Origin of the sequence: Phenylobacterium haematophilum, assembly GCF_014196295.1 — a bacterium.
Classification (GTDB): Bacteria; Pseudomonadota; Alphaproteobacteria; order Caulobacterales; family Caulobacteraceae; genus Phenylobacterium; species Phenylobacterium haematophilum.
In genome coordinates this window covers 330,363-356,238 of record NZ_JACIDK010000001.1, presented here as the reverse complement: position 1 = coordinate 356,238, position 25,876 = coordinate 330,363, and the positions used below count along the sequence as shown (strand labels likewise).

Here is a 25,876-nt window from a genome sequence, read left to right as displayed (position 1 = left end):
ATCCAAGCGGACTCGCGAAGACGAAAATGCAGACCCGGCTTGGCGCCCAGGCGGACCGGGCGAGCGGTGCTTGTGTTCGCCTAGCGTACGCCGCGGGCGATCCGCTCGACTTCCTTGTCGACGGTCTGTTGGACGATGCCCGGCAGGTTCTCATCGAGCCACTGCTTGAGCAGCGGACGAAGCAGTTCGCGGACCACGTCTTCCAGGGTGCGGCCTTCGGCCGGCATCTGGATCGAGCGTGACAGCTGACCGAAGGCGGAGGCCGCCGCGCTGGCCGCGACCGCGCCGACCAGGCCGTCGCCGATCTCGACCGTCGGAGCGGGCGCCGGCGGCGGCGGTTCGTACGCCGGGATCTCAGGTTCTTCGCTGACCGACGGAGTGTAGACGTCGAGATCGCCCAGCGACTCGACCTTTTCGGTCAGCTCCAGCACGCCGTCGTCTTCCTCGACAGCGGGCTCGGGCTCCGGTTCGAACACCGGAGCGGCCGCCGCGACGGGTTCCGGTTCGGGCTCCGGCTCAGGAGCCGCGGCGTCCGCCGGCGCGTCATCTTCGGAGATGATGCGTCGGATGGAGGCCAGGATCTCCTCCATCGTCGGTTCTTGCGAGGTCTGTTCAGACATTTCAGGGCCGCCGGTGGTGCGAAAGAGAATCCGTCACGCCAAGCTTGGCGCGACGGTGTGATCCTGCAATTTCCGCCAGAACGCGCAAGCGCCTAATCGCCTCACAGGCGAAACCGTGCACCAAAAACTTTAACCCTATTTCGGTGCGGCGGGCGGGGCGGCGGCCGTCGGCTTCTCGACGGTCTTGGGCGTGAACGCGCCGTCGATCACCGCGATCGGCTCTTCCCAGGGCACCCAGCCCCAGGTGATCCGGTTGCTGCGGAAATTGGCGCTCGGGTCATAGCGGGTGATGCTGGGCTCCAGCATCGGACCTTCGAGCTGGCCCATCTGGGCCAGGACCAGCGAGCTGGCGACGAACTCGTCGCGCCGGGCGCTGACCTGCGAGAGTTCAGCGTTGCGCAGTTCCTGCTCGGCGTTCAGCACGTCGAGGGTGGTGCGCAGTCCGACCTGCTGCTCCTGTTTGGTGCCTTCGGCGGCGATTCGCGCCGCCTTCACCTGCTGATCGGTCGAGCTGATGCTGGCCTTGCTGGCCAGGTGCTGGTTCCAGGCCTGGGTCAGGCTCTGCATGACCGAGCGACGCGCCACCTCGACGTTGATGCGGTCGGCGTTGTTGCGCTCCATCGACGCGCGGACGCGCGAAGACACCAGGCCGCCGGTGAACAACGGCACGGTGAGAGTCGCCCCGGCGCGGACGGCCCGAGAAGAGTCTTCCCCCTGCCAGGGATCGGCGGTGCCGCTGTAGCCGACCGAGCCGGTGAGCCCGAGGTTGGGCATGCGCTCGGCGCGGGCCGCGGCAAGGCGCGCACGGCTGCCCTGCTCGGTGTACTGGGCCTGACGGATCTGCGGGTTGTTGACCTCGGCGGCCTCGTAGGCCTGGGCCACGTCGGCCGGCAGCAGGGCCGAGATCGGCGGCTCGGGGGCCAGGTCGCCCGGGTTCTGACCGACGACCGAGGCGTAGACCGCGCGGCTCGAAGCGAGTTGGGCCTGGGCCTGGGACAGCTGCGCCTCGGCGGCGGCGAGACGCGCTTCGGACTGGGCGACGTCGGTGCGGGTGATTTCCCCGACCTCGAAGCGCGCCTTGGATTCGTCGAGCTGGCGCTGGAGGACGCGGACGTTCTCCTCGCGGATGCGCAGGCCTTCCTGATCGCGGCGGGTGTCGGCGTAGGCCTGGATGACCGATTGCATCACCGAGGCCTCAGTGCGGCGCAGTTGCTCGCGGCCGGCCAGGATGTCGGCCTCGGCGGCGTTGACCGCGGCGGCGACACGGCCGCCGGTGTAAAGCGGCTGGCTCAGTTGCAGTGTGGCGCTGGCGCTATTGTCGTCGCGGCGACCGGCCACGAGCGTGTCGCGGATCCCATCGCCGTTGGTGTCGATGTAGTCGCCCTGCCCTGGGGTGCGGATATCGGCCCAGGCGACCGTGCCGCTGACCGACGCCTGCGGGCGATAACCGGTGCGCGCCTGCACCCAGTTCTCGTCGAGCGCGCGCTGCGTGGCGCGCTGCGCCTGGAGGGTCGGGTTCGATTCGTACGCGAGCGCGATAGCCTCGGCCAAGGTTTCGGCGGACGCGGGCGCGGCGATCGCAAGCGCAAGTCCTGCGCTGTAGACCGCGGCCAACAAACCTCCGCGACGACTATTGAACATGGTTATCCCCGAAACGGCGTAGTGAGACCGGATCCTATATGACCGGCTATTCAGCGCCGGACTAGTGGGCGCGACCTTAAGCTTTTTTCACCCCAAGGTTTCGGCCATGTTTCACGTGCGCCATCTGCACGCGAGGATCGCCTCGACCTAGAACGCAAACCCCGCCTTCGGCTCGAAGCCCGGTAGAACAGGCGCCATGGCGTCGAACAGCGTACGGCGGCCGACGCCGTCTTCGGCGCGGACATAGTAAACAGCTTGGCCGGTAGGTCCGTTCCGTTCGATCACCAGCAAACGGCCATGAGGGGCCAGGGCGTCGAGCCAAGTCTGAGGCGCGTGGGTGACAGCGCCCTCCACTACGATGAGATCGTAGTCGCCGCCGGGAACGGCCTTCAGTTCCTCAGCGTCGAAACGGGTCACGTCGAGGCCGATCGCCTCGAGAACCGCCGCGGCGTAGGGCGCGGCGATCGCCAGGACCCGCTCCCCCTCAAGCGGCTTGGCCGCCTGCAGCAGCTTGGACACCTCGCGCGGGCGCAGCAGGTAGCGGCCCGGCGCATACTCGACGTCCACGTCGGCATAGGCCTGGAACCCCTTGTCCGCCGGGATGAGCGACTCCCGGGGAATCGCGCGCATCGCGTCGTGCAGCCGCACGTCGGTGACGTCGTTGGTGCGAACTTGGCTCTCGACCATGTTGAGCCGGGCGGCGGCGAAATCGGCGGCCATGAATCCTCGACGGGGCAGACGCGGAATAAGAAACTTTGGCGCGCTTATAGGTCCGGGGCTGACGTGAAGGCAATCGGCCCATGAGAGAGGCGAGAGAGGATTGCAGGGAGCGGCCCGTTCTGTTAGCGATCCGCCCTCCCCGGCTCCGGCCGGCGGCGGCCTGATGGCGGAGTGGTGACGCAGCGGACTGCAAATCCGTGAACCCGAGTTCGATTCTCGGTCAGGCCTCCAAATTTCCCTCGACCTTCACGTTGATTCCGACCGCAGGGCGCGGATGTGAAACCGGTTGCGGCGCGGGGTGTCGGCGCGGTAGCGGAAGTGCCGCTTCAAGTCGTTGATCGGCCGCTCGAACAGAACCCAGGACGCGCTCGCCGCCAGAATCGTCAGCCCGCCGACCACGCCCAGCCGCATGAGACCGGCCTCAATAATTCTGTGGGGCGCCAGTCCGCGGTTCACCAGGGCCATCACCAGCGCGAACACCGGCATGTGGAAAAGGTAGAGCCCATAACTGATGCGGCCCAGCGACCACAGATACGCGAGGAGCCAGGGGCTCCAGTCATCGTGTAAGGCGAACCAGAAGTCCGATCCGAACAGCGCGTGCCAGGCGAGCGAAGGCCGCACCTCGTCCCAGAAGGCCAGCGCCATAAGGCCGAGCGTGACAAAGTAGATCGGCAGAATTCGCAGAAAGCGCCGCGCATAGAGAGCCGCCAGCACCTGCCCCCCCCCCGCCGACTTCCGGCGGAGCCTGAATCAGGATGCGGGTGATCAGGAATCCGCAGACAACAAAGAAGACGCGAACGCCAAGAACACCGACCCAGCCGCTCTCGTCAGCGAAGTGAGCGTAAAAGACCGCTGCGACCGCGAACGCTCGCAGCGTATCCAATTGCTTTTCGTGCACGCTTCTGCGCCCCGTCGGCTGGACGGCGAAGAATTGTGGGCAGGGTTACGCGACGGGCGCCTTGCCGCGCCTGCGCCAGCCAATAGTTTGTCCGCAACGAGCGGAGAAATGAACATGGCTGATTTCGGAAGCGAGCTGGGGCTCGAGGAATTCCGCACCGAGGCCCGCGCCTGGCTGGAGGAGAATTTCCCCGCCTCGCTGCGCGGCAAGCCCGGCATCGCCTCTGCGCTGATGGAAGGCGAGAAGCCCGAGGGCGACGTCCTGCTGTGGATGAAGCGCATCGGCGAAAAGGGTTGGGGCACCCCGACCTGGCCGACCGAGTACGGCGGCGGCGGTCTCAGCGGCCAGCAGGCGCGCGTGCTGCAGCAGGAGATGGCCAAGATCGGCGCGTTCAACCCGCTGACCTTCGGCATGGGCGTGACCATGGTCGGCCCCACCATCCTCGACTACGGAACCGAAGAGCAGAAGCGCAAGCACATCCCGCCGATCGTGCGCGGGGAGATCCGCTGGTGCGTCGGCTATTCCGAGCCCAACGCCGGGTCGGACCTCGCCTCGCTGCAGACCAAGGCGACCGACGCCGGCGATCACTGGGTGATCACGGGCCAGAAGACCTGGACCTCCGGCGCGCAGTATTCGCAGTGGTGCGGCGCCCTGGTGCGCACCGACTCCAAGGCCAAGAAGCATGACGGCATCACCTTCATGCTGATCGACATGCAGCAGGACGCCATCGAGACGCGGCCGATCGCGCTGATCGCAGGCGCCTCGCCCTTCTGCGAGACATTCTTCAACGACGCCCGCGCCGAGAAGGACGCCGTGCTGGGCGAGCTCAACGTCGGCTGGACGGTCGGCAAGCGGCTGCTGCAGCACGAACGCGCCAGCCAGACCGGGGCGGCCAACGGCCCACGCGCGACCCCGATGCCGGAGATCGCCAAGCGCTATCTGGAACTGGACGTCAACGGGCGCATCGCCGACACCGACCTGCGCACGCGGCTGACCCAGCACCTGATGGACGCCCAGATCCACCGCCTGACCCTGGCCCGCGCGGCGGCCGAATCGAAGGGCGCCTCGGGCGCGACCAACGCCGCCTCGGTGCTCAAGAACTCGGCCACCAACGTCGCCCAGACCCGCGCCGAGCTGACCGTCGAGATCATGGGCCACCAGGGCCTGGGCTGGGAGGGCGAGGCCTTCAGCAAGGACGAGATCGAGACGGTTCGCAGCTGGCTGGGCGGCAAGGCGATGTCGATCTATGGCGGCTCGGCCGAGATCCAGAACAACATCATCTCCAAGCGCATCCTCGGCCTGCCCGACAACACCCAGTCGGCCTGATCCCCTGGCGGGGGCGCAAGTGTTCGGTCACAACTGATCCGAACACGGCGCACCGGGGGATTTGGGCATGGCCAGCGGGGACAAGCGGGTCGAACTGACGCTCCGGGGCCTGGCCCTGGGGTGTCTGATCACGGTCGTCTTCACCGCCGCCAACGTCTATCTCGGCCTGCGGGTCGGGCTGACCTTCGCCTCGTCGATCCCGGCGGCGGTCATCTCGATGGTGATTCTGCGGGGTCTGAAGACCTCGACGATCTGGGAAAACAACATCGTCCAGACGGTGGCATCGGCCGCCGGGACGCTGTCGTCGATCATCTTCGTGCTGCCCGGCCTGGTGATGGTCGGATGGTGGACAGGCTTTCCGTTCTGGACCTCGTTCTGGATCTGCGTGATCGGCGGGGTCCTGGGGGTGATGTACACGATCCCCCTGCGCCGGGCCCTGGTCACCAATTCCGACCTGCCCTACCCCGAAGGCCGCGCGGCCGCGGAGGTCCTGAAGGTCGGATCGGGCTCACGCGACTCGTCCGGCGGGGCCGAGGCCAAGGCCGGACTGGCCGCCGTGGTGTTCGGATCGCTGGGCTCGGCGGCCATCTCGGCCGCGGTCGGCATGCGCGCCCTGGCCGGCGAGATCGCGGTCTGGTTCCGCCCCACGCCCACCACCGCCACCGGGCTGGCCGGCGGGCTGCAGCTGGCCCTGATCGGCGCCGGGCACCTGATGGGGATCGCCGTCGGCGTCGCCATGCTGGTCGGCACGATCATCGCCTGGGGCGTGGCGGTGCCGATCATGACCCACCTGAACCCGGCCGCGACGGGAACCGCGGCCGAGATCGCGCAGGCCGCCTGGGCCCCGAACGTGCGCTTCATCGGCGCCGGGGCGATCGGCGCGGCTGCGATCTGGACGCTCGCCAAGCTGGCCGCCCCGGTATGGATCGGCCTGGCAGGCGCGATCCGCGCCTCAGGCCTGCGCGCCGCCGGCAAGGGCGCGGACCTGCCGCTGACCGAACGCGACATGCCGATCTGGATCGTCGGGGCGGTGATCCTGGGCAGCCTGCCGCCGCTGGCCGTGCTGCTCTACAGTTTTCTTACCGCCGGCCCGCTGGAAACCGTGATCTGGCCGCTGATCGCCGGCGGGGTGCTTTATGTGGTCATCGCCGGATTCCTGGTGGCCGCGGTCTGCGGCTACATGGCCGGCCTGATCGGCTCGTCCAACAGCCCGGTCTCGGGTCTCGCCATCCTTTCGGTGCTGGGCGCCTCGCTGCTGCTGGTGCTGTTGGCCGCGAACACCGTGGGCCCGACCGGGCACGCCGCCCTGGTCGCCTACGCCCTGTTCGTGACCGCAGTTCTGCTGAACGTGGCGACCATCGCCAATGACAACCTGCAGGACCTGAAGACCGGCCAGCTGGTCGGCGCTACGCCCTGGAAGCAGCAGGCGGCGCTGATCGTCGGCGTCGTCGCCGGCGCCTGCGTGATCCCGCCGATCCTCGACATCCTCAACAAGGCCTTCGGCTTCGCCGGCGCGCCGAACCTGCACGCCATTTCCGACCAGCCGCTGGCCGCGCCGCAGGCGGTGCTGATTTCAACCCTGGCCAAGGGCGTGATCCAAGGCGACCTGCCGTGGATCTACATCGGCGTCGGCGTGGCGCTGGGTGTGGTTCTCGTCGTCGTCGACGAGCTGCTGCGGCGGACTGGGAAGTACAGCCTGCCGCCGCTGGGCGTGGGCATCGCCATCTACCTGCCGGCGGCCGTGACCCTACCCGTGGTGCTGGGCGCCGTGGTCGGTTGGACCTACGACCGCTGGGTGAGCCGCAAGCCGCATGGAGCCGCGGCCCAGCGGCTGGGCGTGCTGCTGGCTTCAGGCTTCATCGTCGGGGAAAGCCTGTTCAACGTGGCGCTAGCCGGGCTGATCGTGGCGACCAACAATCCCTCGCCCATCGCCGTGGCGCCCGAAGCGTTCCCCGAACAGACCATGTGGTTCGGCGCTGGCGTCGTCGCGCTGACGGTGCTGGGGCTCTATCTCTGGACCGAAGCGCGGGCCCGCAAGCTGCCGCCGGAATCCTAAGCCTTGGGCGACAGGCGAGCGATGACGCCGCCCACATAGGCGCGCATGCCGCCAGCCATCGACACCGCGCCGTCGCTGAGCAGCCACTGCAGGCGCAGGCCGTCGAGCACCGCGGTCATGTTCGCCGCTTCCACCGCCGGATCGAAGTCGCCGACCAAGTCGCCGGCGCGGCGCGCCTCCTCGAAGGCCTGGGCCAGCATCGCCCGGAAACGGTCGTAACGGCCGACGAAGTAGGCGTTGATTTCTGACCCGCCCGAGAGGTTCTCGGCCGACAGCGTCACGTCCAGCGCCGTCAGGATCGGATCGGCCTCGAGGTCGGCGCCGAACTCGGCCATGCGCTCGAGCAGCGGCAAACCCTGGACGTCACGGACCTTCTCAAGCGCCTCGTCCTGCTCGCGGTCGCCCTCGGCGACCACCGCCAGCAGCAGGTCGTTCTTTGTCGGGAAATGATAGAGCAGCCCGGCGTCGGTGATGCCGGCCTCCTGAGCGATCGCCGCCAGGCTGGAGCCCTTGAAGCCCTGGCTGGCGAACAGCCGCCGCGCCGCCTCCAGCACCGCCGCCCGGCGGGCCCGGCCGCGCGACTGACGGGTTCCGGGGGCGCTCATGGCGCGCTCCGCTGCAGGTCGCGCAGAGGACGGAAGCTGATCATCCGGAAGCCTTGGTCTTGGAGAAAGCGTCGGGTCGCCGGATCCATGACCGCCACATGGTCGTCGATGCGGATCAGCGGCTCCTTCTTGTCATAGCCTCGCAGCTCGGGGCCATCGAGCACCGGGTGGACGTTGACCTCCGCGACCCCGGCCGCCAGCCGCGGCAGCGCCGCCTGCAACAGTTCGCCGGTCGGGCGGCCCCACTCGGAAACGAACTCGTCATTGCAGACGACGCCGGCGGCGCTGGCCAGCTGGCGGCCGGAAACGCCGAGACGCGCCTCAAGCTTGGCGCCGAGCATGCGAAGCGGCAGGCCGTACTCCTGCGCCAGCTGGACATAGACCTCTACGAAGCGCTGATCGATCTGGTTGGCGCCCATGTGGGAGTCGAGGTGGGTGACATCGACGCCCCAGGCCAGCGCCTGCTCGATCTGGGCCCGGCACTCCGCGCGGACCTCGTCGATGTTGGCGCGGGCGACCACAGCGGCGGCGGTCGAGGGCAGGAAGCCGTCGGCGTCGTGCAGCGAGGGGCCCCCGGTCAGCGAGCGCCAGCGATAGCCGGGATACTCGGCGGTCAGGGTCAGGTGCACGCCAAGGTCGAGATCGGCGAACATGTCCACCGCCTCGCGCGCCCAGGCGCAGAGGACCATCAGCGTGCCGCTGGTGGCGACGCCCTGGGTCATCGCCTCGTAGCAGCCGAGATTGGCGGCGTGGCTGGAGCCGACGTCGTCGCAGTTGATGATCAGTAGCCGCTCGCCGGCGCCGTAGCCGAGACGCTCGACCAGACTCTTTGCAGGCTCCATGGCGCCCCCCCTGGACGTTATTTGTAGTTCAGATCGTGCGCGGCGAGCATCTCATCGAGCATCGGTGCGGCGATATCGATGTCGCCGACCAGCGGGTGGGCCAGCAGCGCCTGCACGGCCACGTCGCGGCTGCGCGTCACCGCCGCCTGGACGGTGAGGCACTCGTCGGCCTTCACCGCCTGGACGAGGCCGCGATAGGCCAGCGGGATCTCGCCCACGGGCAGCGCTCGCGCTCCGGAGGCGTCGACATGACAGACCGTCTCGATGGCGACGTTGTCGGGCGGTGCTGCTCGGCCTGCTCGTCGGGATCGTCGACGCCGCTGAGGCCCATGGCGACCTGCTCGACGTCGGCCAGGCCACCTTCGCCTGCTCGCACAGCCGCGCCAGCGCCCGGCCGACGACCTTGTAGAAGCGCAGGTCGGGCAAGCCGATGATGGGCGCCCCGATGTCGCGGACGCGGGCGAGCACACGCCCCGTCTCACCGCAGAGCAAGGCCGCCGTCTTGGCGCCGCCGCTGTCCAACCGGATGAGAAGACGCCGGCTCAATTCACTCATTCTCTAGTGATCGCTCGGCTTTTCCTAGCGATCACTAGGATTTCTAGCAACAGACAAAAATAAAGCGACCGGCGCGTGGGGTGCGCCGGTCGCTCCAGGGGCGGCCGGGGGGCTGCCGCCAGTTGAAGCGCCTCCCGAAGGCGGCGCTCCAATGGTCCTCAGGGTCAGAACTTCGCCTGCACGCCGACGAAGAAGTAGCGGCCGATCACGTCGTAGGTGTTCGGATCGGTGTTGCCCTCGATCGGCGAGGACAGCCGCGGGGCCTCCTTGTCGAACAGGTTCCGGATGCCGCCGGAGACCGTGTAGCGGTCGAAGGAATAGGCCGCCCGGACGTTGTGGTAGAAGTAGGCGTCGACTTCCGGGGCGGCGATGCCGGCCTTCGGATTGGCCGAGCCGGCCAGGATCGCGTTGGCGTACTTGCGGTCCTTCACCGACGACAGGAACTCGGTCTGCCAGGAGACTTCCAGGCCGTTGCTCGAATAGTTGAGCTGACCGGTCCAGCGCCATTCCGGGATCGCCGGGGTGTCGCCGCCGACCGTGCCGACGCGATCGACGACCGGAGCGGTGGCGTTGGCCTGGAAGGTGTTTTTGTCCACCCAGGTCAGGAACAACGAGGCGCGCAGGCGGGCCGGTTCGCCGGCGATGCCCCAGTTGTCCATCGTCCAGCCGTAGTTGGCCGCAACATCGAGGCCCGAGGTCTGCAGGCTGGCGACGTTGGCCAGCGGCACGCCCCAGTCGATGATCTCGTAGGTCGAGCGCGAGCGGGTGAACGTGCGGCAGAACGGGCTGTTCACGTCGTTGCTGGCGAAGCACGAGGCCAGCGTGCCTTGCGGACCGCCGCCCAGACGTTCGATGGCGTCATCGATCTTGATGTCGAAGTAGTCGAGCGTGAGGTTGAAGCCCGGCAGGAAGCTGGGCGTCCAGACGGCGCCGAGCGTGATGGTGTCCGACGTCTCAACCTGCAGGTTCGAGTTGGACACCAGGCGAGCTTCGATCGCCGCGCCGTTCTGCTGGTACGAACCGATGGCCGAGGCTGGGACGCCCTGCGCGATGCAGAGGGCGGCCACCTGGCCGCTCGGATTGGCCGAGCGCGAGCAGGGGTCGATCATCGCCGGGTAGGTGTTGACCAGCCCGCCGAACAGTTCAGCGATGTTCGGGGCGCGGGCGGCGCGCTGATACAGGGCGCGCAGACGCACGTCGCTGTTGATCCGCCATTCGCCGCCGGCCTTGTAGGTCTCGACCTTCCCGGCCGTCGAGTAGTCCGAGTAGCGCGCGGCGAGTTCCAGGCCGAGGTAGTCGACGCCCGGCATGTCGGCCAGCAGCGGCACGATCGCCTCACCATAGAATTCGGTGACGTCGTACTCGCCGGCGGTGGCGTTGCGCTCGCCGAAGCCGGCCGAGGCGAAGTCGAGCAGCACCGGCGCGGGGTTGTCGGCGCTGGACACCGAGCGGTGCTCGGCGCCGAAGGCCAGACCCACTTCACCGGCCGGCAGCGAGAACGGCGAGCCGGAGATGTTGCCCTGCAGGATCTTCTCGGTCAGCTCGGTGGTCGACAGGTTGTCCACCCGCAGGAAGTTGACCAGGGCCGGCGACCAGTCGGTGAGGTTCGTCACCAGGACGCAGCGCGGGTTGCCGCTGGCGCACTTGGTCGGATCGGTGGCGCTGGGGGTCGAGGCCTCGACGAACATCCGGCGCGAGATGTCGCCCTTCTGAACTTCGGTGGTCGCAAGGTGGCTGTAGCTGTAGCTGGCGTCCCACTTCCAGTCGCCGAGGTTGCCCTCGAAGCCGCCGATCACCCGGTAGAGATCGCGGGCGAAGGCGATCTCGCGCTTCGGGAACTGGCTAGGCGCTTCGAAGCGCAGCGCGAACGGCGCGGTCGGATTCGAGCGCGCGGCGAGCAGCGCAGCCATCTGCGGGCTGACGAACGAAGCGTTGTACGGCAGGCCCGGGACGTTCGTCGTCTCGCGGATGTTCGGCGCCGTGCGGGCCAGGATCGCGCTGGACTTCACATTGTTGTAGCCGAACTCCAGGTAGCCCTGGATGGTGTCGGTGAAGTCGTAGGTCCCGCGGCCGTAGACGTTGGTCCGCTGCAGCGGCGTCTGGATCGCGTAGTCCTGTTGCAGCTCGTAGTTGGTGTCGGTCGCGGCGATGAACGGACGCGGGATCAGATTGTCCAGCGCATAGTCGCGGTTGGTGAAGCCGCCCGTACCGTTCGGGGTCGGGATGCCGATCAGGGTGCCGCCGACCCGGCCCGCGGTGCCGCTGCGCACGAAGACGCCGTTGGAGTCGATCGTCGAGTAGCGCGACAGCTCACGCTCGTTGCCGCGCAGAGCCGCGCGGTCCTCGTAGTTGACGTACATCATGACGCTGGCGCGCTCGCCCGAGGCGCCGAACGTCAGCGAGGTCGACCAGTCCTGGGCGTCGCCCTGGCCCGAGAGGCCGTACTGGCCTTCGACCTGGAGGCCGTCGAACTTGTCCTTGAGGATGAAGTTCACGACGCCGGCCATGGCGTCCGAGCCATACACGGCCGAGGCGCCGCCGGTGACGACTTCAACGCGCTCGACCAGCGAGGCCGGGATGTTGTTGACGTCGACGATGCCCTGCTGGTTCGAGGCCATGAACCGCTTGCCGTTGACCAGCACCAGGGTGCGCTTGGCGCCCAGGCCGCGCAGGTTGAGGTTGGCGGTGGCGTCCGCCTGCCCCGTCACGTTGGTCGACTTGGTCGCGCCGGCCACGAGTTGCGGCAGCGTGTTGAGGTACTCCTCGACGCTCGCCGAACCGACCACCTTGATGTCCTCGCCCGACACCGTGGTGACCGGGCTGGAGCTCACCAGGTCCTGGCGCGCGATCCGCGAGCCGGTGACCACCACCTCCTCGACCGCGTCCTGGGCCATGGCCGGCGTAGCCGCCGCCAGAATGGCGATGGCGGCGACGCCGCATTTCAAGAAGGCGCTACGCCCGTAATTCTGCATCTGTCTAATCCCCGTCTTTTTGTTTGTCGTGGCCGCCCCGGCGGCTGGCGGCCTTAGGGCTTCTCGTTGCCGAACAGCAGCACCCAGTCCGACTCGGCCTGGATCCGCGCGAAGAACGACCAGGTCGAAATCTCCATCGCCTTGCGCAGGTGCGGCTTGGCGAGGTCGTATTCGGCTCGGAGGATGTAGTACTGGGCCAGGCTGTAGCTGGTGGACGACTTGATACCGTCGGAGTTGCTGAAGGCCTTGCCGGTGTCGCGCTCGGAATAGAAGTCGAGCGGGTCGCGCAGTTTCTTGAACAGCTGGATGCCGTCGAAGTAGTTGTTGCCTTCGGGATTGTCCCGCAGGTCGTACAGGTCGACGTCGTAGTTCTTCAGCAGCTGCTTGGCTTCGGCGTAGCGGGTGCCTCGGGCCAGGGACAGGTACTCCCAGTACAGCGAGGCGGTGACGTCGGGCGGACCGCCCGTGCCCTCGCCGATCTCGCCGGCGCGGCGGAACCACTTGGCGGCGTTGTCGAAGTCATGCTTGGCGAAATAAGCCTGGCCCAGGTGGTAGTAGGTGTAGAACTGGACCACGTCCGGGCTGGCCGGGAACGGGCCGAGCTTCTCGCGCTCGAGCGGCTTGTTCTCGTAAAGCTTGGCGGCGCGCAGGCCATCCTCGATCGACTTGTCGAACTCGCGGATGCTGAAATAGCGGTGGGCGCGGTGGCGCAGCAGCTTTGGCGCGTCGGGGTACTTCTTCAGGGCGACGGTCAGGACGTCGATGGCGTCCTTGGGCAGGCCCTGATAGCCGAGCAGGCGCGCGTACCAGGTGGCGCTGTCGACCGTCATGTTGGCTTCGTAGGCGACCTTCGCCGCGTCGGCGGCCTTCTGGAGATCGTCGCCCGAGCCGACGTTCACCGGATTGCGGCCCTTGGCGTAGAGCGCGTTTCCGAACAGATCCTTGCCCTGATAGCTGTCAGCCTGGGCGCTGGCCGCGCCGGCGCCGGCCAGGGCGACCGCCGCCACCGCGCCCGCCAGGGCGAACCTGAAACCACTCATCGGAAATCTCCCAAAATAATCACACACATGCGTCCGAAGGGACGGCCTACCCGATCACATCGCGGTAGAGCCGGCGGACGTTGTTTCCCATCAGCTTGTCGATCTGCGCCTGGCTGTAGCGGCGCTTGCGCAGCTCATCGCGCACCACGCCCATGCGGTGCGGACCGTTCATGCCGTCGAGGTACAGCGGCCAGTCGTCGGCCGAGATCTGCGAGCCTTCCTCGTGCAGCAGGATGCGCAGTTCCTCGGCCGTATCGGGGATCACACGGTGGTCGCGGTCGCTGCCGATGCAGACGTGGTCGATGCCCGCCACCTTCACCGCATGATCGATGTGGTCGAAGTAGATGTGGCGGTTATTGGTCTTCTCGCGGGTCAGGAAGGTGCGGATCTGCGTCATCCCGACCAGACCGCCCTTGTCGGCGACCGCGCGGATATTGGCGTCGGTGGTGTTGCGGCGATGATCCCAGAGCGCCTTGCAGGCGGTGTGGGACACGATAAGCGGCCGCTTCGAGGTCTCGATCGCCCCGGCCATGGTCTTCATGCCGGCGTGCGAGAGATCCACGAGAACGCGCTCGGCCTCCAGCCGCGCGACCATCTCGCGACCGAACGGCGTGATGCCCGGATCGGCGTCGACGAAGCAACCGGCGCCTGATCGGTTGAGGTCGTTGTAGGTCAGCTGGATCGAGGTGACGCCGCGCGCGCGCAGCACGGCGATCTGGCCGGGATCAGCCTCGACGGGCGTCGAGTTCTGCAGGTTGTAGAAGACGGCGATCTTGCGCTCGGCGGCGGCGCGGTCGACGTCGGCGGCGCGGATCGTGCGGATGAACTGCGCCGGCAGCCCGTCGTAGTAGCGATCATAAAGGTCGATGTCGGCGTTGGTCTGGGCCAGTGACTTGGCGGCCTCGACCTTGGGGTCGGTGACGGTCACCGCGATGGCGCGGGTGCCGCTGGCCAAGATCTGCTCGACCAACTCCGGCGTGTAGACGGTGCGCATCTCGCCGAGGGCGTCGAAGACGACCGCCGGCTCCGCGGCGAAGGCGCGCGGAGCGGAGGCGAATGCCGCGCCCGCCAGCGCAGCCTGCAGCAATCCCCGTCGCGTCGCCATGGAGCCCCCTCCCCGTGCTGGACGCGCAGTGCGCCCCGTCGAAGGCGGCGCCGACGGCAATCTGTAAGCTGAACGCCCCGCCCTTCTTTACATATTAGAAGGGTGACTTTCGCTTTTGGCAAGCCCGTTATGCGGAAATGTAAAGATTGGCAGGGATCGCACTGCCAATCTGAAAGCTACCGCCCGGCAGGCTCGACCAAATTGGCGGGCAGGAAGGGCAGATCCTTCTGCGAAAAATTCTCTGACAGCACCATGTAGGTCTGGGTGCGGACCACCCCGTCGATCAGTTCGATGCCGTGGAGAATCGCTTCCAGATCTTCGTATTGGCCGGCTTCCAGTTCGACGATGACGTCGAACTCGCCGGTGATGGTGCAGACATATCGCACCGTCGGGAACTTCATGATGACGTCGAGAATCTCGTTGGATTTCCGAGGTTCGCGGTTCAGCAGCACGTATGCGCGGATCGGCGCGTTGGCGAAGGCGGGCTTCAGCTCGACGGTGTAGCGGCTGATCGCCACCTCCTCGAGCTTCTTCATCATGTTCTGCAGAGTGGGCCGACTCACCCCCAGCTCCTTGGCCAGATCGGTCACGCTCTTGCGCGCGTCTTCGCGGAGAAGCTGCAGCAGCTCCTGTTCGCGCTTGGAGAGAGTCGTCATCAAGGGGCCGTGTTCCTGCTGTGCCTCATGCGCGGCGTCCGCGCGCGAGTCCTTTCTAGTCCGCAATTTCCATCACGGAAAAGCGCCATCCATCGCGCGTGACGATTTGGCCAAATAATTTGCAATTTGCAAAGCCGTACGCCGCATGTAGAAGCAATCTGACAAGAGAGGGCGCGGCTCGCGCCACATCCCGGATCATCGAGTTCATGTCCAACGGCGCGTCGCAAGCCCTTTACGCCCCCCTCCCCGCCAATGTCGATATCTCGCGCCCAGCCGGCCGTGCGGCGTTTCTGCGGGCGTTCCTCGGCGAGCAGCCGGGCGGCGACCTGACCGTCGCCAGCCCGGTCGACGGGACGGTGCTGGCGCGCCTGAAGTCCGATTCGGCGGCCGAGATCGACGCCAAGATCGCCCGCTCGGCCCTCGCCTTCGAAGCCTGGCGCCAGGTCCCGGCCCCGCGCCGCGGCGAACTGATCCGCCGCTTCGGCGAGACCCTGCGCGCGGCCAAGCGCGACCTGGCTCAGCTCGTGACGCTTGAATGCGGCAAGGTGCTGAGCGAGAGCCTGGGCGAAGTCCAGGAGATGATCGACATCTGCGACTTTGCGGTCGGCCTGTCGCGTCAACTGTACGGCCTGACCATCGCCTCCGAACGTCCCAGCCACCGCATGGCCGAGACCTGGCATCCGGCCGGTCCGGTCGGCGTGATAAGCGCCTTCAACTTCCCGGTGGCGGTCTGGGCCTGGAACGCGGCCCTGGCCATCGTCTGCGGCGACAGCGTGGTCTGGAAGCCGTCGGAAAAGACCCCGCTGACGGCGCTGGCCTGCCAAAGCCTGTTCGCCCAGGCGGCCAGGGATTTCGCCGAGGCGCCGGAAGGCCTGCTGGAGGTGGTGATCGGGGCCCGCGCCGCCGGCGAAGCCTTGGCTGACGATCGCCGCCTGGCGGTGATCAGCGCCACCGGCTCGACCCGCATGGGCCGCGAGTTGGCCCCGCGTGTGGCCGCGCGCTTCGGCAAGACGATCCTGGAGCTGGGCGGCAACAACGCCGTCATCGTCGCCCCGAGCGCCAACCTGGATCTCGCCCTGCGAGCGGTCGTGTTCGGCGCCGCCGGCACCGCAGGCCAGCGCTGCACCACCACCCGGCGGCTGTTCGTTCACGAAACAGTGCGCCCCGAGTTCGTCGACCGGCTGAAGCGGGCCTATGGCTCGCTGCGCATCGGCGATCCGTTCGACGATGGGGTGCTGGTGGGACCGTTGATCGACAAGGCCGCCTTCGACGGCATGCTGAGCGCATTGGACGAGGCGCAGGCCCATGGCGCAGGCGTCACCGGCGGCGACCGGGTGCTGGCCGATCTCCATCCTGAGGCCTTCTACGTACAGCCGGCTATCGTCGAGCACGCCGCGGCGGACGCCAACGTGATGTCAGAGACCTTCGCGCCAATCCTCTACGTCCTGCCCTATACCGATCTGGCCGACGCGATCGCGCGCAACAACGCCGTTCCGCAGGGCCTGTCGGCGTCGATCTTCACCAATGACCTGCGCGAGGCCGAACTGTTCACCTCGGCGCTGGGCAGCGACACCGGCATCGCCAACGTCAATCTCGGAACCTCCGGCGCGGAGATCGGCGGCGCATTCGGCGGCGAGAAGGAAACCGGCGGGGGCCGCGAATCCGGTTCGGACGCCTGGAAAGCCTACATGCGCCGGCAGACCCAGACTGTGAACTACGGCTCGGACCTGCCGCTGGCTCAGGGGGTCGAGTTTCCGATCTAGGGTGTTCCGTAGAAGCCCTTAAGGAGCACTCACGAATGTTCCGGCGGGGTTGATAGCGTCACCGTGGGCCCATCAGACAGGAGCCCACTCAAATGTCGTTCGACACTCTCTACCTGGCCATGGTCGTCGTCTCGTTTTCCGCTTTCGCGCTGACGCTCGGCGGCGTGTCGATCTGGAGCGCGGCGGGCGGCGAGAAGCGCTGAGCTTCAGCCTCGCTCGGCCAGCATGGCCATGCGGACCAGCTCCGACAGGCTGGCCGCCTTCATCTTGGTCATGACATTGGCGCGATAGATCTCGACGGTGCGCGGGCTGATCCCCAGATCGAAGGCGATCACCTTGTTGGCATGGCCCGCCACCAGACCGCCCAGCACTTCGCGCTCGCGGCCCGACAGGGTGTCCATGCGCGCCGTGATTTCCGCGGCTTCGGCCGCGCCCTGGCGGTCCTTCTCGCCGTCGCGCAAGGCCGCACCGATCGCCGCCAGCAGCACATCGTCGTCGAATGGCTTTTCGATGAAGTCGGCGACGCCGGCCTTCATGGCCTCGACCGCCAGCGGCACGTCCGCGTGGCCGGTGATCATCACGATCGGCAGGCGGAACCCCTGCCCCTTCAGCCGCCGCACCAGTTCGATGCCGGTCATCTCGGGCATCCGCACATCGGTGACGACGCAGCCGCTGGTCACTTCCGGCAGCGCCTCCAGGAAGGCTACAGCCGAATCGTAGGTGCGCGGCGAAAGGTTCGCCGTCTCCAGCAGGAAGGCCAGGGAATCGCGAACCGCCGGATCGTCGTCGATCACATGCACCAGTTCGTCAGCCATCAAGTTCCTCGTCCGCAACGCTGCGCAGCGTGAAATGGAAGGTGGCCCCGCCGCCGGGCGTGGTCTCCACCCAGATTCGGCCCCCGTGCGCCTCGACGATCGTACGCGAGATCGAGAGCCCCACCCCCATGCCATGCCGCTTGGTGGTGACGAAAGGCTGGAAGAGTTGCTCGGCGACTTCCGGACTGATGCCGGGGCCGGTGTCGGACACCGTCACCTGGGCCAGATCGTCCGGGGCAGGCCGTGTTATGATCTGCAGCTCGCGGCGGGGAGACTCGTCCATGGCGTCGATGGCGTTGCGGATCAGATTGAGGATCACCTGCTGGACCTGAACCTTGTCGGCCAGCACGTGCTTGACCGCCGGGTCGAGGTCGAACGCTACCCGCACGCCATGCTCCTTGGCGCCGACCAGGGCCAATGCGCCGGCCTCCTCGATCAACTTGGGCAGACTTTCGACCCGCCGCTCGGTCTCGCCGCGGGCCACGAAATCGCGTAGGCGGCGAATGATCTGGCCGGCGCGCAGCGTCTGTTCACCCGCCTTGTCGAGCGCCTCGCTGAGCCTCTCGCGCGGGATGGGATCGCCCGCCAGCAGCCGCACCGAGCCGCGCAGATAGTTGGCGATCGCCGAGAGCGGCTGGTTCAGCTCGTGGGCCAGGGCCGAGGCCATTTCGCCGAGCGCGGTGAGCCGGGAAATGTGGACTAGCTCGGACTGCAACTCCTTGAGCCGCGCCTCGGTGCGCTCGCGCTCGGTCAGGTCGCGGACGAAGCCGGTGAAGAAGCGGCCGTCGGCGGTGCGCATCTCGCCGACCGACAGCTCCATCGGGAACGTCGAGCCGTCTTTGCGGAGACCGACGACAACGCGGCCCAGGCCGATGATCCGGCGCTCGTGGGTCCGGTAGTAACGCTCGAGATAGCCGTCGTGCGCCTCCCTGTGCGGCGCCGGCATGAGCAGGCTGACATTGCGCCCCAGGGCCTCGGCCGCGGTCCAGCCGAACATGTGCTCTGCGGCGCTGGAGAACGACTGCATGATCCCCTGCTCGTCGATCAGGATCATCGCGTCGGGAACGGTGTCGAGGATCGAGCTGAGGTGCGCCTCGCGCGCCGCCAGATCGCGGTTGACGGCCGCAGCCTCGCGCCGCGAGCGCTGGAAAGACTCGCCGCCGACGACGATGGCTGCGGCGACGCCGGCGAAGACGATGGCGCTGGCGATGTCAGCGTCGCTGATCGGCCCGTGCCGCTGCGCCAGGAATAGCCCGCACCAGACGCCGAGCATCGCCGCCAGCGCGCCCGGGGCGAGCCCCGAATGGGCCGAGGCCAACACTACGGCCGGCACGAACACCAGGAAGGCGACACGATCGCCGACGACGGGAGCCAGCAGCACGTGGGCGGCGACGCCGGCCAGGATGGCGAGGATCGCCACCGCCGCGCCGATCCAAACGTTGGACGAGCCGTACTGCAGAGCCTGGCCTTTCATGAACCTGCTGCGCCGCCTGTCCAACTACCGCACCGGCGCGCGCGGCGAAGCTAGGGGATACCCCTTAAGAGGAAGACACGGATTCTGTCCAAGGAACTGCGCGGTTACCTGTGTCCCATCATCGGAGCAGGAGCCCGAACATGACCGCCCCCCTCGTCGACACCAACGTCCATCACAAGCCGCAGGGCGTGTCCGACCGAGTCGCCTTCGGCTTCGTGAAGCTGCTGCGGTTCTGCGCGGACACCTTCTTCGCCAAGCGTTACGGCCATCGCGCCGTGGTGCTGGAGACCGTCGCCGCCGTGCCCGGCATGGTCGGCGCCACCTTGACCCACCTCAAGTGTCTGCGCCGCATGTGCGACGACAAGGGGTGGATCAAGACGCTGATGGACGAGGCCGAAAACGAGCGCATGCACCTGATGACCTTCATCGAGGTCAGCAAGCCGACGCTGTTCGAACGGTTTGTCGTCGTGGCCGTGCAGTGGGTGTTCTACCTGTTCTTCTTCGGCCTCTATCTCGTCTCCGCCAAGACCGCCCACCGTGTGGTCGGCTATTTCGAGGAAGAGGCGGTGATCAGCTATACGCACTACCTCGCCGAAATCGACGAGGGACGCAGCCCGAACGTGCCGGCGCCTGAAATCGCCAAGCGCTACTGGGGTCTGCCCGACACCGCGACCCTGCGCGACGTAGTCCTGGTCGTCCGGGCCGACGAGGCCCATCACCGCGACGTCAACCACGGCTTCGCCAACGAGATGGTCGGCCTGCCGCAGACACCCGTCGCTCCGTGCCCGCCGCACGCTCAGCTCGAGCCGACCTGGAAGGCCGCGGCCTGACCATGGGAACCGCCGTGCGCCCCGCCCCGCTCCTTCTGGTGGATGACGATCCGGCCGTGCGCACGGCGCTGAAGTTCGCCCTGGAGATCGACGGCTACGAGGTCGAGACCTTCCCCGACGCCGAGAGCCTCGCGGCCTGCCCACGGCTCCCGGCGGAGGGCTGTCTGGTGGTCGATCTGCAGTTGCCGGGGATGGACGGGCTGGAACTGGTCGAGGTGCTGCGGCGCCGGGCCGTGCGTTTGCCGGCGCTGCTGATCACCACACACCCGAACGCGCAGGTGCGCAGCCGCGCTAAGGCCGCCGGGGTCGACATCGTCGAAAAGCCGCTGCTGGCCGAGACCCTGGGCGAAGCGATCAACCGCGCGCTGACCGCCCCGCCGCCAGGTTAGAGTACGGTGCGGACCCGGAAGAGCTCGGGGAAGAACGAGCCTTCCAGCGCCTTGGCCAGATAGGCCGCGCCGGCGCTGCCGCCGGTGCCGCTCTTGAAGCCGATGATCCGCTCGACGGTCTTCAAGTGCGCAAAGCGCCACTGCTGGAAGCGGAACTCGAGGTCGACAAGTTTCTCGGCCAACTCATAGAGATCCCAGTATTTCTCAGGATCGCGATAGACCGCGATCCAGGCCGTCTCGACGGCCGGATCGGCGACATGCGCCTGACGCCAGTCGCGGTTCAGGACCGCCGCCGGGATGTCGAAGCCGCGGCGCGCCAGCAGGGCGATCGCCTCGTCGTAGAGGCTGGGCTCGGCCAGGGCCGCAACCAGCGCCGCATGGACGTCCGTTCCCTCGTGGACGCGCAGCATGGAGGCGTCCTTGGCCCCCATGACGAACTCCAGCATGCGGTACTGAAACGACTGGAAGCCCGAGCTCTGCCCCAGGTGCGGGCGCAGGGCGTGGTAGTCGCTCGGGGTCATGGTGCCGAGCACGTCCCAGGACTGGATCAGCTGACCCTGGATGCGACTGACCCGGGCGATCATCTTGAAGGCGGGCCCCAGGTCGTCGGCGCGGATATGCGCGCGGGCGCCCTGCAGTTCGTGCAGCGACAGCTTCAGCCACAGCTCGGAGGCCTGGTGGATGATGATGAACAGCAGCTCGTCGTGCTCGTCCGAGCGCGGCTTCTGCGAAGCGAGCAGCGTGTCGAGGCCGAGATAGTCGCCGTAGCTCATCGCCGGCGGAGTGTGCAGCTTCTCGCTCATGTGACGGCCGAGACCTCGTGATAGCGGGCCTGCCGCCACTCGCCGCGGGCCATGATGTCGGAAAGGATGTCCGCCGCGTCCCAGACATCGACATAGCGGACATAAAGCGGGGTGAAGCCGAAGCGCAGCACGTCGGGGGCGCGAAAGTCGCCGATGACGCCCCGGGCGATCAGGGCCTGCATGATCGCGTAGCCGCTTTCGTGGGTCAGCGCGACCTGGCTGCCGCGGGCCGCCGCGTCACGCGAACATCCGAGGCCAAAGCCTTCGCAATGCTCGAGAACCAGATCGAGAAAGAGGTCGCCCAGCGCCATCGACTTGGCGCGCACCTGATCCATGTCGACGCCGTCGAACGCCTCCAGCGAGGCTTCGAGCGCGCTCAGGCCGAGCACTGCCGGCGTGCCGCAGAGGCCGCGAAGCACGCCGGGCGCCGGCGTGTAGTCGTCGCCGAACGCGAACGGCGCAGCGTGTCCCATCCAACCGGTCAACGGTGTCTGAAAGTCGGCCTGCAAATGCTTGGCGATAAACAGGAACGCCGGGGCCCCAGGGCCGCCGTTCAGGTACTTGTAGCCGCAGCCGACCGCGAGGTCCGCGCCACAGCCGTTGAGGTCCACGGCCAGGGCGCCGGCCGAGTGGCTGAGGTCCCAGAGCGCCAGGGCGCCGACCGCGTGGGCGGCGGCCGTCAGGGCGGCCATGTTGTGGATCGCGCCAGTCTTGTAGTGGACGTGGGTCAGCAGCAGCAGGGCCACGTTCTCATCCAGCGCCCCCGCCAGATCCGCGCGCTCCACCACCCGCAACTCGACGTCGCCCAGCAGGGCGCGCAGGCCCTGGAGAATGTAGAGGTCGGTCGGGAAGTTGCCCGGCTCGGTGACGATAACCTTGCGGCCCGGTCGCGCCTTCAGCGCCCCGGCGGCCAGCTTGAAGAGGTTCACCGAAGTGGAATCGGCGGCGATCACCTCGCCCGCGCCGGCCCCGATCAGGCGGGCGATGCGGTCGCCGACGCGGGACGGAAGATTGATCCAGTCGGCGGTGTTCCAGCTCTTGATCAGGTCGCGGCCCCATTCGTTCTGCACCGCCGCCTCCAGGCGGGGCCGAACGTTGCGGGGAAGCGCGCCCAGCGAATTGCCGTCGAGGTAGATCACCCCGGCCGGCAGGTCGAACATCTCGCGCCGCGCCGCGAGCGGGTCGCGGGCGTCAAGTTCCAGACAGTCATTGCGGCTCAACATGACGCCGCTCTATCCGCGAACGGTGCCCTCCGCCAGGGGGGCATCATCCCGTCAGCGGGGCTCTGGCGCGTAGCTTGGTTGGTCGATGGCGATCTGCTCGGTGATGTTCGCCCGCAGCGTCGTCAGCAAGCCGGGCGTAGCCGCATCCATCTCGCCCCCACGCAGGCGTGCGCAGAGATCCGCGTTCAGCTCCGCCAGCGATCCCTGGCGGCCCAGCAGGGCCGAGAGCCGCTCGACAGCAGCGGCTTCGGCGGCGGGACCATGCTGCAATTCGCGCTTGACGACGCTGAGCGCGTTGGCGGCGACGCGCGCCAGAAAGGCGTCGCGAGGGGCGAGCTGGGGGCGGACGCTGTCGATCCAGCGGGCGACGGCCTCGACCAGTTCCTCGGCTTTCGGATGTTCGATCACAGCCCGTTCTCCAGCAGGGTCACCAGGTCGATTTCAGTTTCGGACACGCGCCGACCGATCATCGGCCGCTCGACGGAGCTTTCCGCACCCGAGGCGTAGCTGGCGTACATCATCAGGCACATGACGCCCCACTTCAGCGAGCCCAGCGCCTGCCAGTAGAGCACCCTCGATAGCGGCATCTCCCGGCCGCCGGCGGCGGCATAGCCGGCCAGCAGGTCCTTGTAATGACCGAAGCCGCCCACCGGCAGATCGGCGCGGCCGAAGCGCCAGGAATTGACGCAGATCCAGCCCAGGTCTTCGGCCGGGTCGCCGCAGTGCGACAGCTCCCAGTCGAGCACGGCGCTGACGCCACGCTCCGGGTCGATCATCAGATTGCCGTTCCGGAAGTCGCCGTGCAGCAGCACCGGCTCATGGGGCGGCGGGGCGATCTTTTTAAGGTGCTGGAAGGCCAGCTCAAGGATCGGCCGCTCCGCGCGGGACTTGCGGTAGACCTCCTCGTAGCGGGCCAGTTCCTCCAGCGCGTCGACGGTCTTCAGGCCGGCCGGCGGCGGGACGGCGTGGATCTGGGCGAGGATCTCGCCGCACTGGCGGGCGAGCTTTGGTCTTACGGCCTCGAACCGGGGGTCGGAGACGATCTTCCGGCCGAGGGTCTCGCCGGCCACGCGGCGGGTGATATGGGCCTCGCCCAGGCCGTCGGCGGGCCGCGCCAGATGCACCAGCTCAGCCACCGGCGCCCCGGCCGCGTGGGCGGCGGTGATCAGCGCCGCCTCGGTGGCGAGCGAGACCGAACGGCCCTCCTCCGGCGCCATCGGCGCTGTGCGGCGACGCAGGACCAGTTCGTCGCGGCCGTTGCGGCCGCCAACCAGGGCGAAGGCCCAGGTCTCCATGCTTGCGCCGCCGGACAGGCGTTGCAGGCCCTCGACGCTCGCCCCCTCGCCGGCCAGTTCCGGCGCCAGCCTCTGCAGCCCCTCGAGCACCTGATCCGACATCCGCCGCGCAGCCTCCCTTGGCTTTTCCGCGATCAGGGAGGGGTTTTGCGCGGCTGTAAACTGCTCTCGCCGCGTCAACCGCCTTTGAAAGTCCAGTTCACCCCGCCAGCGGCGGTCAGGTTCAGGGCGCCGCCGGAGAGCCGGAAGCCGTAGCTCTCGCTGGCCGCAGCCTTGGGCCCGCGCGAGGATTTGGCCGGGTCGCAGCTGTCGCGCGAGCTCTGAACTCCGGCGGTGACATCGAACACCAAGCGGTCGCCCTCGGCCCGCACGCGGCCGCTTTTCTCTTCACGGATCAGCAGCTTGCAGTCGGCGCTTTGCGCAGATGCGGGACGGCTCTTGTCGATAGTCCAGGTGAAGGCGCCGTCGGGCTTGATCACCAGCGACATCGCACGCTGGGTGCGCATCGGCACGAATTCGCTCTGCAGGGTCGTGGTGGTCGAATTGCCGCCGTAGCCGCTCGTACCGAGGACCATGCCGGTCGCCGACATGCTGGGCGAGATCTTCAGCTTGGGCACGAGGGTCAGCTCCTGGCCGTCGGACTTCTGGGACCAGGAACCGGCAGGGACTCCGGCGAGGGCCGGCGCGGTGAGCGAGAGCGACGCCAGCGCGCCGAGCAGGAGAAGACGCATGCGGACCTCCGAAATTGGAACTCCGCTCGCCTAGCCGCCGAACCGTGGCCGTTCGAGGCGCGCGCGACGGATCGCGCCGTGGCGGCGACGGAACGACCGAAACGCCCTGACCCGGCGGAAGCGCAAACCTGGGTTAGGCTGCTTCGCAAAACAGGGAGAGACGCGATGGACTTCAGCCTGCCGCCCGAACTGTCCGCCTATCTGGACGAGCTCGACGCCTTCATCGAGGCCAAGATCAAGCCGCTGGAGAACCAGGACGACAACATCCGGTTCTTCGACCACCGCCGCGAGTACGAGCGCACCGACTGGGACGCCGGCGGCCTGCCGAAGAAGGAATGGGAAGAGCTGCTGGGAAAGGCCCGCAAGCTGGCCGACGAAGCCGGCCACCTGCGCTACGCCTGGCCCAAGGAGATGGGCGGCAAGGCTGGCACGAACCTCGACATGGCGGTGATCCGCGAGCACCTCGCGGCCAAGGGGCTAGGTCTGCACAACGACCTGCAGAACGAGCACTCGATCGTCGGCAACAACCCTTTCATCCTGATGTTCAAGGAGTTTGCGACGAACGCTCAGTACGAGCGCGATGGCGACAAGCTGCTGAACGGCGGGATGCGGACGGGTTTTGGCCTGACCGAACCCAACCACGGCTCCGACGCCACCTTCATGGAGACCACCGCTGTCCGCCAGGATAAGGACGGCCAGCCGGGCTGGCTGATCCGCGGTGAAAAAATGTGGACCACGGGCATGCACGTGGCCACCCACGTCATGGTCTTCGCGCGCACGTCCGGCCAGGACGGCGACGCCGCCGGGATCACCTGCTTCATCGTCCCGGCCGACGCGCCCGGCGTGAAGGTCGAGGAGTACCTCTGGACCTTCAACATGCCGACCGACCACCCGCGGGTCAGCTTCACCGACGTGTGGGTGCCCGAGGACAGCTACTGGGGCCAGATCGACCGCGGGCTGGGCCTGGGTCAGTCGTTCGTGCACCAGAACCGCATCCGCCAGGCGGCCTCGTCGCTGGGCGCGGCGGTCTACTGCATCGAGGAAAGCGTCAAGTACGCCCGCGCCCGCAAGCCGTTCGGCAAGGCGCTGGCCGAGAACCAGGCCATCCAGTGGCCGCTGGTAGAGCTGGCGACCCAGGCCGAGATGCTGCGCCTGCTGATCCGCAAGACCGCCTGGGACATGGACCGCATGCCCCATAAGGAGGTCGAGAAGCAGCTCTCCGACAAGGTGTCGATGTGCAACTATTGGGCTAACCGGCTGGTCTGCGAGGCCGCCGACCGGGCCATGCAGGTGCACGGCGGCATCGGCTATTCGCGCCACAAGCCGTTCGAGCACATCTATCGCCACCACCGCCGCTATCGGATCACCGAGGGCAGCGAAGAGATCCAGATGCGCAAGGTCGCCGCCTTCCTGTTCGGCTACCTCGGCCCGCGCCGGGCGCAGTTCAAGGAAGCGGCCGAGTAGCTCACGCCTTGAGCTTGGCGAACATCGCCTTGTGGTCCGCGAGGATCCGCGAG

24 protein-coding genes, 1 tRNA gene and 1 pseudogene are annotated in these 25,876 nt (G+C 67.7%); 8 read left to right on the top strand and 18 right to left on the bottom strand.

What is annotated here, in order from left to right; all coding sequences use genetic code 11:
• Nucleotides 1-80: 80 nt before the first annotated feature.
• The 3 genes from GGQ61_RS01875 to GGQ61_RS01865 form a co-directional block, all read right to left on the bottom strand.
• Complete coding sequence (locus GGQ61_RS01875; RefSeq protein WP_183769677.1) at nt 81-620, bottom strand: DUF2497 domain-containing protein; 540 nt, start codon at nt 618-620, stop codon at nt 81-83.
• A 135-nt stretch (nt 621-755) separates the two neighbouring features.
• Entirely contained in the window at nt 756-2,234 is a 1,479-nt protein-coding gene (locus tag GGQ61_RS01870) for a TolC family outer membrane protein (RefSeq protein WP_246370417.1), read from the bottom strand.
• Between the two features lie 174 nt (nt 2,235-2,408).
• Complete coding sequence (locus GGQ61_RS01865) at nt 2,409-2,981, bottom strand: protein-L-isoaspartate O-methyltransferase family protein (protein WP_183769675.1); 573 nt, start codon at nt 2,979-2,981, stop codon at nt 2,409-2,411.
• Nucleotides 2,982-3,138: 157 nt separating this feature from the next.
• Between GGQ61_RS01865 and GGQ61_RS01860 the strand changes: the two genes are divergently transcribed.
• Nucleotides 3,139-3,212, top strand: a tRNA-Cys gene (locus GGQ61_RS01860).
• 15 nt (nt 3,213-3,227) lie between these two features.
• Here GGQ61_RS01860 and GGQ61_RS01855 read toward each other — a convergent pair.
• On the bottom strand, nt 3,228-3,695 hold the full coding sequence (locus tag GGQ61_RS01855) for an acyltransferase family protein (RefSeq protein WP_183769674.1): 468 nt from the start codon (nt 3,693-3,695) through the stop codon (nt 3,228-3,230).
• Nucleotides 3,696-3,993: 298 nt separating this feature from the next.
• Between GGQ61_RS01855 and GGQ61_RS01850 the strand changes: the two genes are divergently transcribed.
• On the top strand, nt 3,994-5,205 hold the full coding sequence (locus GGQ61_RS01850) for an acyl-CoA dehydrogenase family protein (protein ID WP_183769673.1): 1,212 nt from the start codon (nt 3,994-3,996) through the stop codon (nt 5,203-5,205).
• A gap of 67 nt (nt 5,206-5,272) precedes the next feature.
• On the top strand, nt 5,273-7,261 hold the full coding sequence (locus tag GGQ61_RS01845) for an OPT family oligopeptide transporter (protein ID WP_183769672.1): 1,989 nt from the start codon (nt 5,273-5,275) through the stop codon (nt 7,259-7,261).
• On the opposite strand, the gene GGQ61_RS01840 is transcribed toward GGQ61_RS01845, so the two are convergent.
• The 3 genes and pseudogenes from GGQ61_RS01840 to GGQ61_RS22095 form a co-directional block, all read right to left on the bottom strand.
• On the bottom strand, nt 7,258-7,866 hold the full coding sequence (locus GGQ61_RS01840; RefSeq protein WP_183769671.1) for a TetR/AcrR family transcriptional regulator: 609 nt from the start codon (nt 7,864-7,866) through the stop codon (nt 7,258-7,260). The two genes, GGQ61_RS01845 and GGQ61_RS01840, sit on opposite strands and share 4 nt — an antisense overlap.
• Entirely contained in the window at nt 7,863-8,708 is an 846-nt protein-coding gene (locus tag GGQ61_RS01835; RefSeq protein ID WP_183769670.1) for a ChbG/HpnK family deacetylase, read from the bottom strand. Before GGQ61_RS01835 ends, GGQ61_RS01840 begins: the two co-directional genes overlap by 4 nt.
• 17 nt (nt 8,709-8,725) lie before the next feature.
• Nucleotides 8,726-8,977, bottom strand: a pseudogene (locus tag GGQ61_RS22095) (family 4 glycosyl hydrolase); the annotation flags it as partial.
• A 14-nt stretch (nt 8,978-8,991) separates the two neighbouring features.
• On the opposite strand from GGQ61_RS22095, the gene GGQ61_RS22425 reads away from it, so the two are divergent.
• Nucleotides 8,992-9,117, top strand: a complete 126-nt coding sequence (locus GGQ61_RS22425; protein ID WP_281372636.1) for a hypothetical protein — start codon at nt 8,992-8,994, stop codon at nt 9,115-9,117.
• 310 nt (nt 9,118-9,427) lie between these two features.
• On the opposite strand, the gene GGQ61_RS01825 is transcribed toward GGQ61_RS22425, so the two are convergent.
• The 4 genes from GGQ61_RS01825 to GGQ61_RS01810 form a co-directional block, all read right to left on the bottom strand.
• The gene (locus GGQ61_RS01825) at nt 9,428-12,235 is read right to left on the bottom strand and encodes a TonB-dependent receptor plug domain-containing protein (protein ID WP_183769668.1); all 2,808 of its coding nucleotides are present in this window, start codon (nt 12,233-12,235) and stop codon (nt 9,428-9,430) included.
• A gap of 53 nt (nt 12,236-12,288) precedes the next feature.
• Entirely contained in the window at nt 12,289-13,275 is a 987-nt protein-coding gene (locus tag GGQ61_RS01820; protein ID WP_183769667.1) for a tetratricopeptide repeat protein, read from the bottom strand.
• A gap of 46 nt (nt 13,276-13,321) precedes the next feature.
• Nucleotides 13,322-14,380, bottom strand: a complete 1,059-nt coding sequence (locus tag GGQ61_RS01815; RefSeq protein WP_183769666.1) for a dipeptidase — start codon at nt 14,378-14,380, stop codon at nt 13,322-13,324.
• A gap of 176 nt (nt 14,381-14,556) precedes the next feature.
• On the bottom strand, nt 14,557-15,036 hold the full coding sequence (locus GGQ61_RS01810) for an Lrp/AsnC family transcriptional regulator (RefSeq protein ID WP_183769665.1): 480 nt from the start codon (nt 15,034-15,036) through the stop codon (nt 14,557-14,559).
• 206 nt (nt 15,037-15,242) lie between these two features.
• On the opposite strand from GGQ61_RS01810, the gene amaB reads away from it, so the two are divergent.
• Nucleotides 15,243-16,799: an L-piperidine-6-carboxylate dehydrogenase gene (gene amaB, locus GGQ61_RS01805; protein ID WP_183769664.1), complete on the top strand. Its 1,557-nt coding sequence runs from the start codon at nt 15,243-15,245 to the stop codon at nt 16,797-16,799.
• 206 nt (nt 16,800-17,005) lie between these two features.
• Here the strand turns inward: amaB and fixJ are convergent, their stop codons facing one another.
• Together fixJ and GGQ61_RS01795 are read right to left on the bottom strand one after the other, a co-directional pair.
• Entirely contained in the window at nt 17,006-17,614 is a 609-nt protein-coding gene (gene fixJ / locus GGQ61_RS01800) for a response regulator FixJ (RefSeq protein WP_183769663.1), read from the bottom strand.
• On the bottom strand, nt 17,607-19,088 hold the full coding sequence (locus GGQ61_RS01795) for a PAS domain S-box protein (protein WP_183769662.1): 1,482 nt from the start codon (nt 19,086-19,088) through the stop codon (nt 17,607-17,609). The genes fixJ and GGQ61_RS01795 overlap by 8 nt, the downstream gene beginning before the upstream one ends.
• A 140-nt stretch (nt 19,089-19,228) precedes the next feature.
• Between GGQ61_RS01795 and GGQ61_RS01790 the strand changes: the two genes are divergently transcribed.
• Nucleotides 19,229-19,918 (top strand): alternative oxidase, encoded by a 690-nt coding sequence (locus tag GGQ61_RS01790; protein ID WP_183769661.1) that lies wholly within the window; start codon nt 19,229-19,231, stop codon nt 19,916-19,918.
• A 2-nt stretch (nt 19,919-19,920) separates the two neighbouring features.
• Nucleotides 19,921-20,307, top strand: coding sequence for a response regulator transcription factor (locus GGQ61_RS01785; RefSeq protein WP_183769660.1), 387 nt, complete (start codon nt 19,921-19,923; stop codon nt 20,305-20,307).
• On the opposite strand, the gene kynA is transcribed toward GGQ61_RS01785, so the two are convergent.
• The 5 genes from kynA to GGQ61_RS01760 form a co-directional block, all read right to left on the bottom strand.
• On the bottom strand, nt 20,304-21,110 hold the full coding sequence (gene kynA / locus GGQ61_RS01780) for a tryptophan 2,3-dioxygenase (protein WP_183769659.1): 807 nt from the start codon (nt 21,108-21,110) through the stop codon (nt 20,304-20,306). The two genes, GGQ61_RS01785 and kynA, sit on opposite strands and share 4 nt — an antisense overlap.
• The gene (kynU, locus tag GGQ61_RS01775) at nt 21,107-22,333 is read right to left on the bottom strand and encodes a kynureninase (RefSeq protein WP_183769658.1); all 1,227 of its coding nucleotides are present in this window, start codon (nt 22,331-22,333) and stop codon (nt 21,107-21,109) included. The genes kynA and kynU overlap by 4 nt, the downstream gene beginning before the upstream one ends.
• Nucleotides 22,334-22,384: 51 nt before the next feature.
• Entirely contained in the window at nt 22,385-22,741 is a 357-nt protein-coding gene (locus GGQ61_RS01770) for a DUF6285 domain-containing protein (RefSeq protein WP_183769657.1), read from the bottom strand.
• Nucleotides 22,738-23,730 (bottom strand): phosphotransferase family protein, encoded by a 993-nt coding sequence (locus tag GGQ61_RS01765; protein WP_183769656.1) that lies wholly within the window; start codon nt 23,728-23,730, stop codon nt 22,738-22,740. The genes GGQ61_RS01770 and GGQ61_RS01765 overlap by 4 nt, the downstream gene beginning before the upstream one ends.
• Nucleotides 23,731-23,804: 74 nt before the next feature.
• Entirely contained in the window at nt 23,805-24,359 is a 555-nt protein-coding gene (locus GGQ61_RS01760; RefSeq protein ID WP_183769655.1) for a hypothetical protein, read from the bottom strand.
• Between the two features lie 165 nt (nt 24,360-24,524).
• Here GGQ61_RS01760 and GGQ61_RS01755 point away from each other — a divergent pair, with 165 nt between their 5' ends.
• On the top strand, nt 24,525-25,823 hold the full coding sequence (locus GGQ61_RS01755) for an acyl-CoA dehydrogenase family protein (RefSeq protein WP_183769654.1): 1,299 nt from the start codon (nt 24,525-24,527) through the stop codon (nt 25,821-25,823).
• Nucleotides 25,824-25,876: the final 53 nt, after the last annotated feature.

What these genes read in the sequence shown, in the direction of transcription:
- GGQ61_RS01815 (WP_183769666.1), bottom strand. Translation starts at nt 14,380, where the DNA reads ATGGCGACGCGACGGGGATTGCTGCAGGCTGCGCTGGCGGGCGCGGCA.
- GGQ61_RS01825 (WP_183769668.1), bottom strand. Translation starts at nt 12,235, where the DNA reads ATGCAGAATTACGGGCGTAGCGCCTTCTTGAAATGCGGCGTCGCCGCC.
- GGQ61_RS01760 (WP_183769655.1), bottom strand. Translation starts at nt 24,359, where the DNA reads ATGCGTCTTCTCCTGCTCGGCGCGCTGGCGTCGCTCTCGCTCACCGCG.
- GGQ61_RS01820 (WP_183769667.1), bottom strand. Translation starts at nt 13,275, where the DNA reads ATGAGTGGTTTCAGGTTCGCCCTGGCGGGCGCGGTGGCGGCGGTCGCC.
- GGQ61_RS01840 (WP_183769671.1), bottom strand. Translation starts at nt 7,866, where the DNA reads ATGAGCGCCCCCGGAACCCGTCAGTCGCGCGGCCGGGCCCGCCGGGCG.
- GGQ61_RS01835 (WP_183769670.1), bottom strand. Translation starts at nt 8,708, where the DNA reads ATGGAGCCTGCAAAGAGTCTGGTCGAGCGTCTCGGCTACGGCGCCGGC.
- GGQ61_RS01845 (WP_183769672.1), top strand. Translation starts at nt 5,273, where the DNA reads ATGGCCAGCGGGGACAAGCGGGTCGAACTGACGCTCCGGGGCCTGGCC.
- GGQ61_RS01785 (WP_183769660.1), top strand. Translation starts at nt 19,921, where the DNA reads ATGGGAACCGCCGTGCGCCCCGCCCCGCTCCTTCTGGTGGATGACGAT.
- kynU (WP_183769658.1), bottom strand. Translation starts at nt 22,333, where the DNA reads ATGTTGAGCCGCAATGACTGTCTGGAACTTGACGCCCGCGACCCGCTC.
- kynA (WP_183769659.1), bottom strand. Translation starts at nt 21,110, where the DNA reads ATGAGCGAGAAGCTGCACACTCCGCCGGCGATGAGCTACGGCGACTAT.
- GGQ61_RS01795 (WP_183769662.1), bottom strand. Translation starts at nt 19,088, where the DNA reads ATGAAAGGCCAGGCTCTGCAGTACGGCTCGTCCAACGTTTGGATCGGC.
- GGQ61_RS01790 (WP_183769661.1), top strand. Translation starts at nt 19,229, where the DNA reads ATGACCGCCCCCCTCGTCGACACCAACGTCCATCACAAGCCGCAGGGC.
- GGQ61_RS01850 (WP_183769673.1), top strand. Translation starts at nt 3,994, where the DNA reads ATGGCTGATTTCGGAAGCGAGCTGGGGCTCGAGGAATTCCGCACCGAG.
- GGQ61_RS01875 (WP_183769677.1), bottom strand. Translation starts at nt 620, where the DNA reads ATGTCTGAACAGACCTCGCAAGAACCGACGATGGAGGAGATCCTGGCC.
- amaB (WP_183769664.1), top strand. Translation starts at nt 15,243, where the DNA reads ATGTCCAACGGCGCGTCGCAAGCCCTTTACGCCCCCCTCCCCGCCAAT.
- GGQ61_RS01765 (WP_183769656.1), bottom strand. Translation starts at nt 23,730, where the DNA reads ATGTCGGATCAGGTGCTCGAGGGGCTGCAGAGGCTGGCGCCGGAACTG.
- fixJ (WP_183769663.1), bottom strand. Translation starts at nt 17,614, where the DNA reads ATGGCTGACGAACTGGTGCATGTGATCGACGACGATCCGGCGGTTCGC.
- GGQ61_RS01810 (WP_183769665.1), bottom strand. Translation starts at nt 15,036, where the DNA reads ATGACGACTCTCTCCAAGCGCGAACAGGAGCTGCTGCAGCTTCTCCGC.
- GGQ61_RS01755 (WP_183769654.1), top strand. Translation starts at nt 24,525, where the DNA reads ATGGACTTCAGCCTGCCGCCCGAACTGTCCGCCTATCTGGACGAGCTC.
- GGQ61_RS01865 (WP_183769675.1), bottom strand. Translation starts at nt 2,981, where the DNA reads ATGGCCGCCGATTTCGCCGCCGCCCGGCTCAACATGGTCGAGAGCCAA.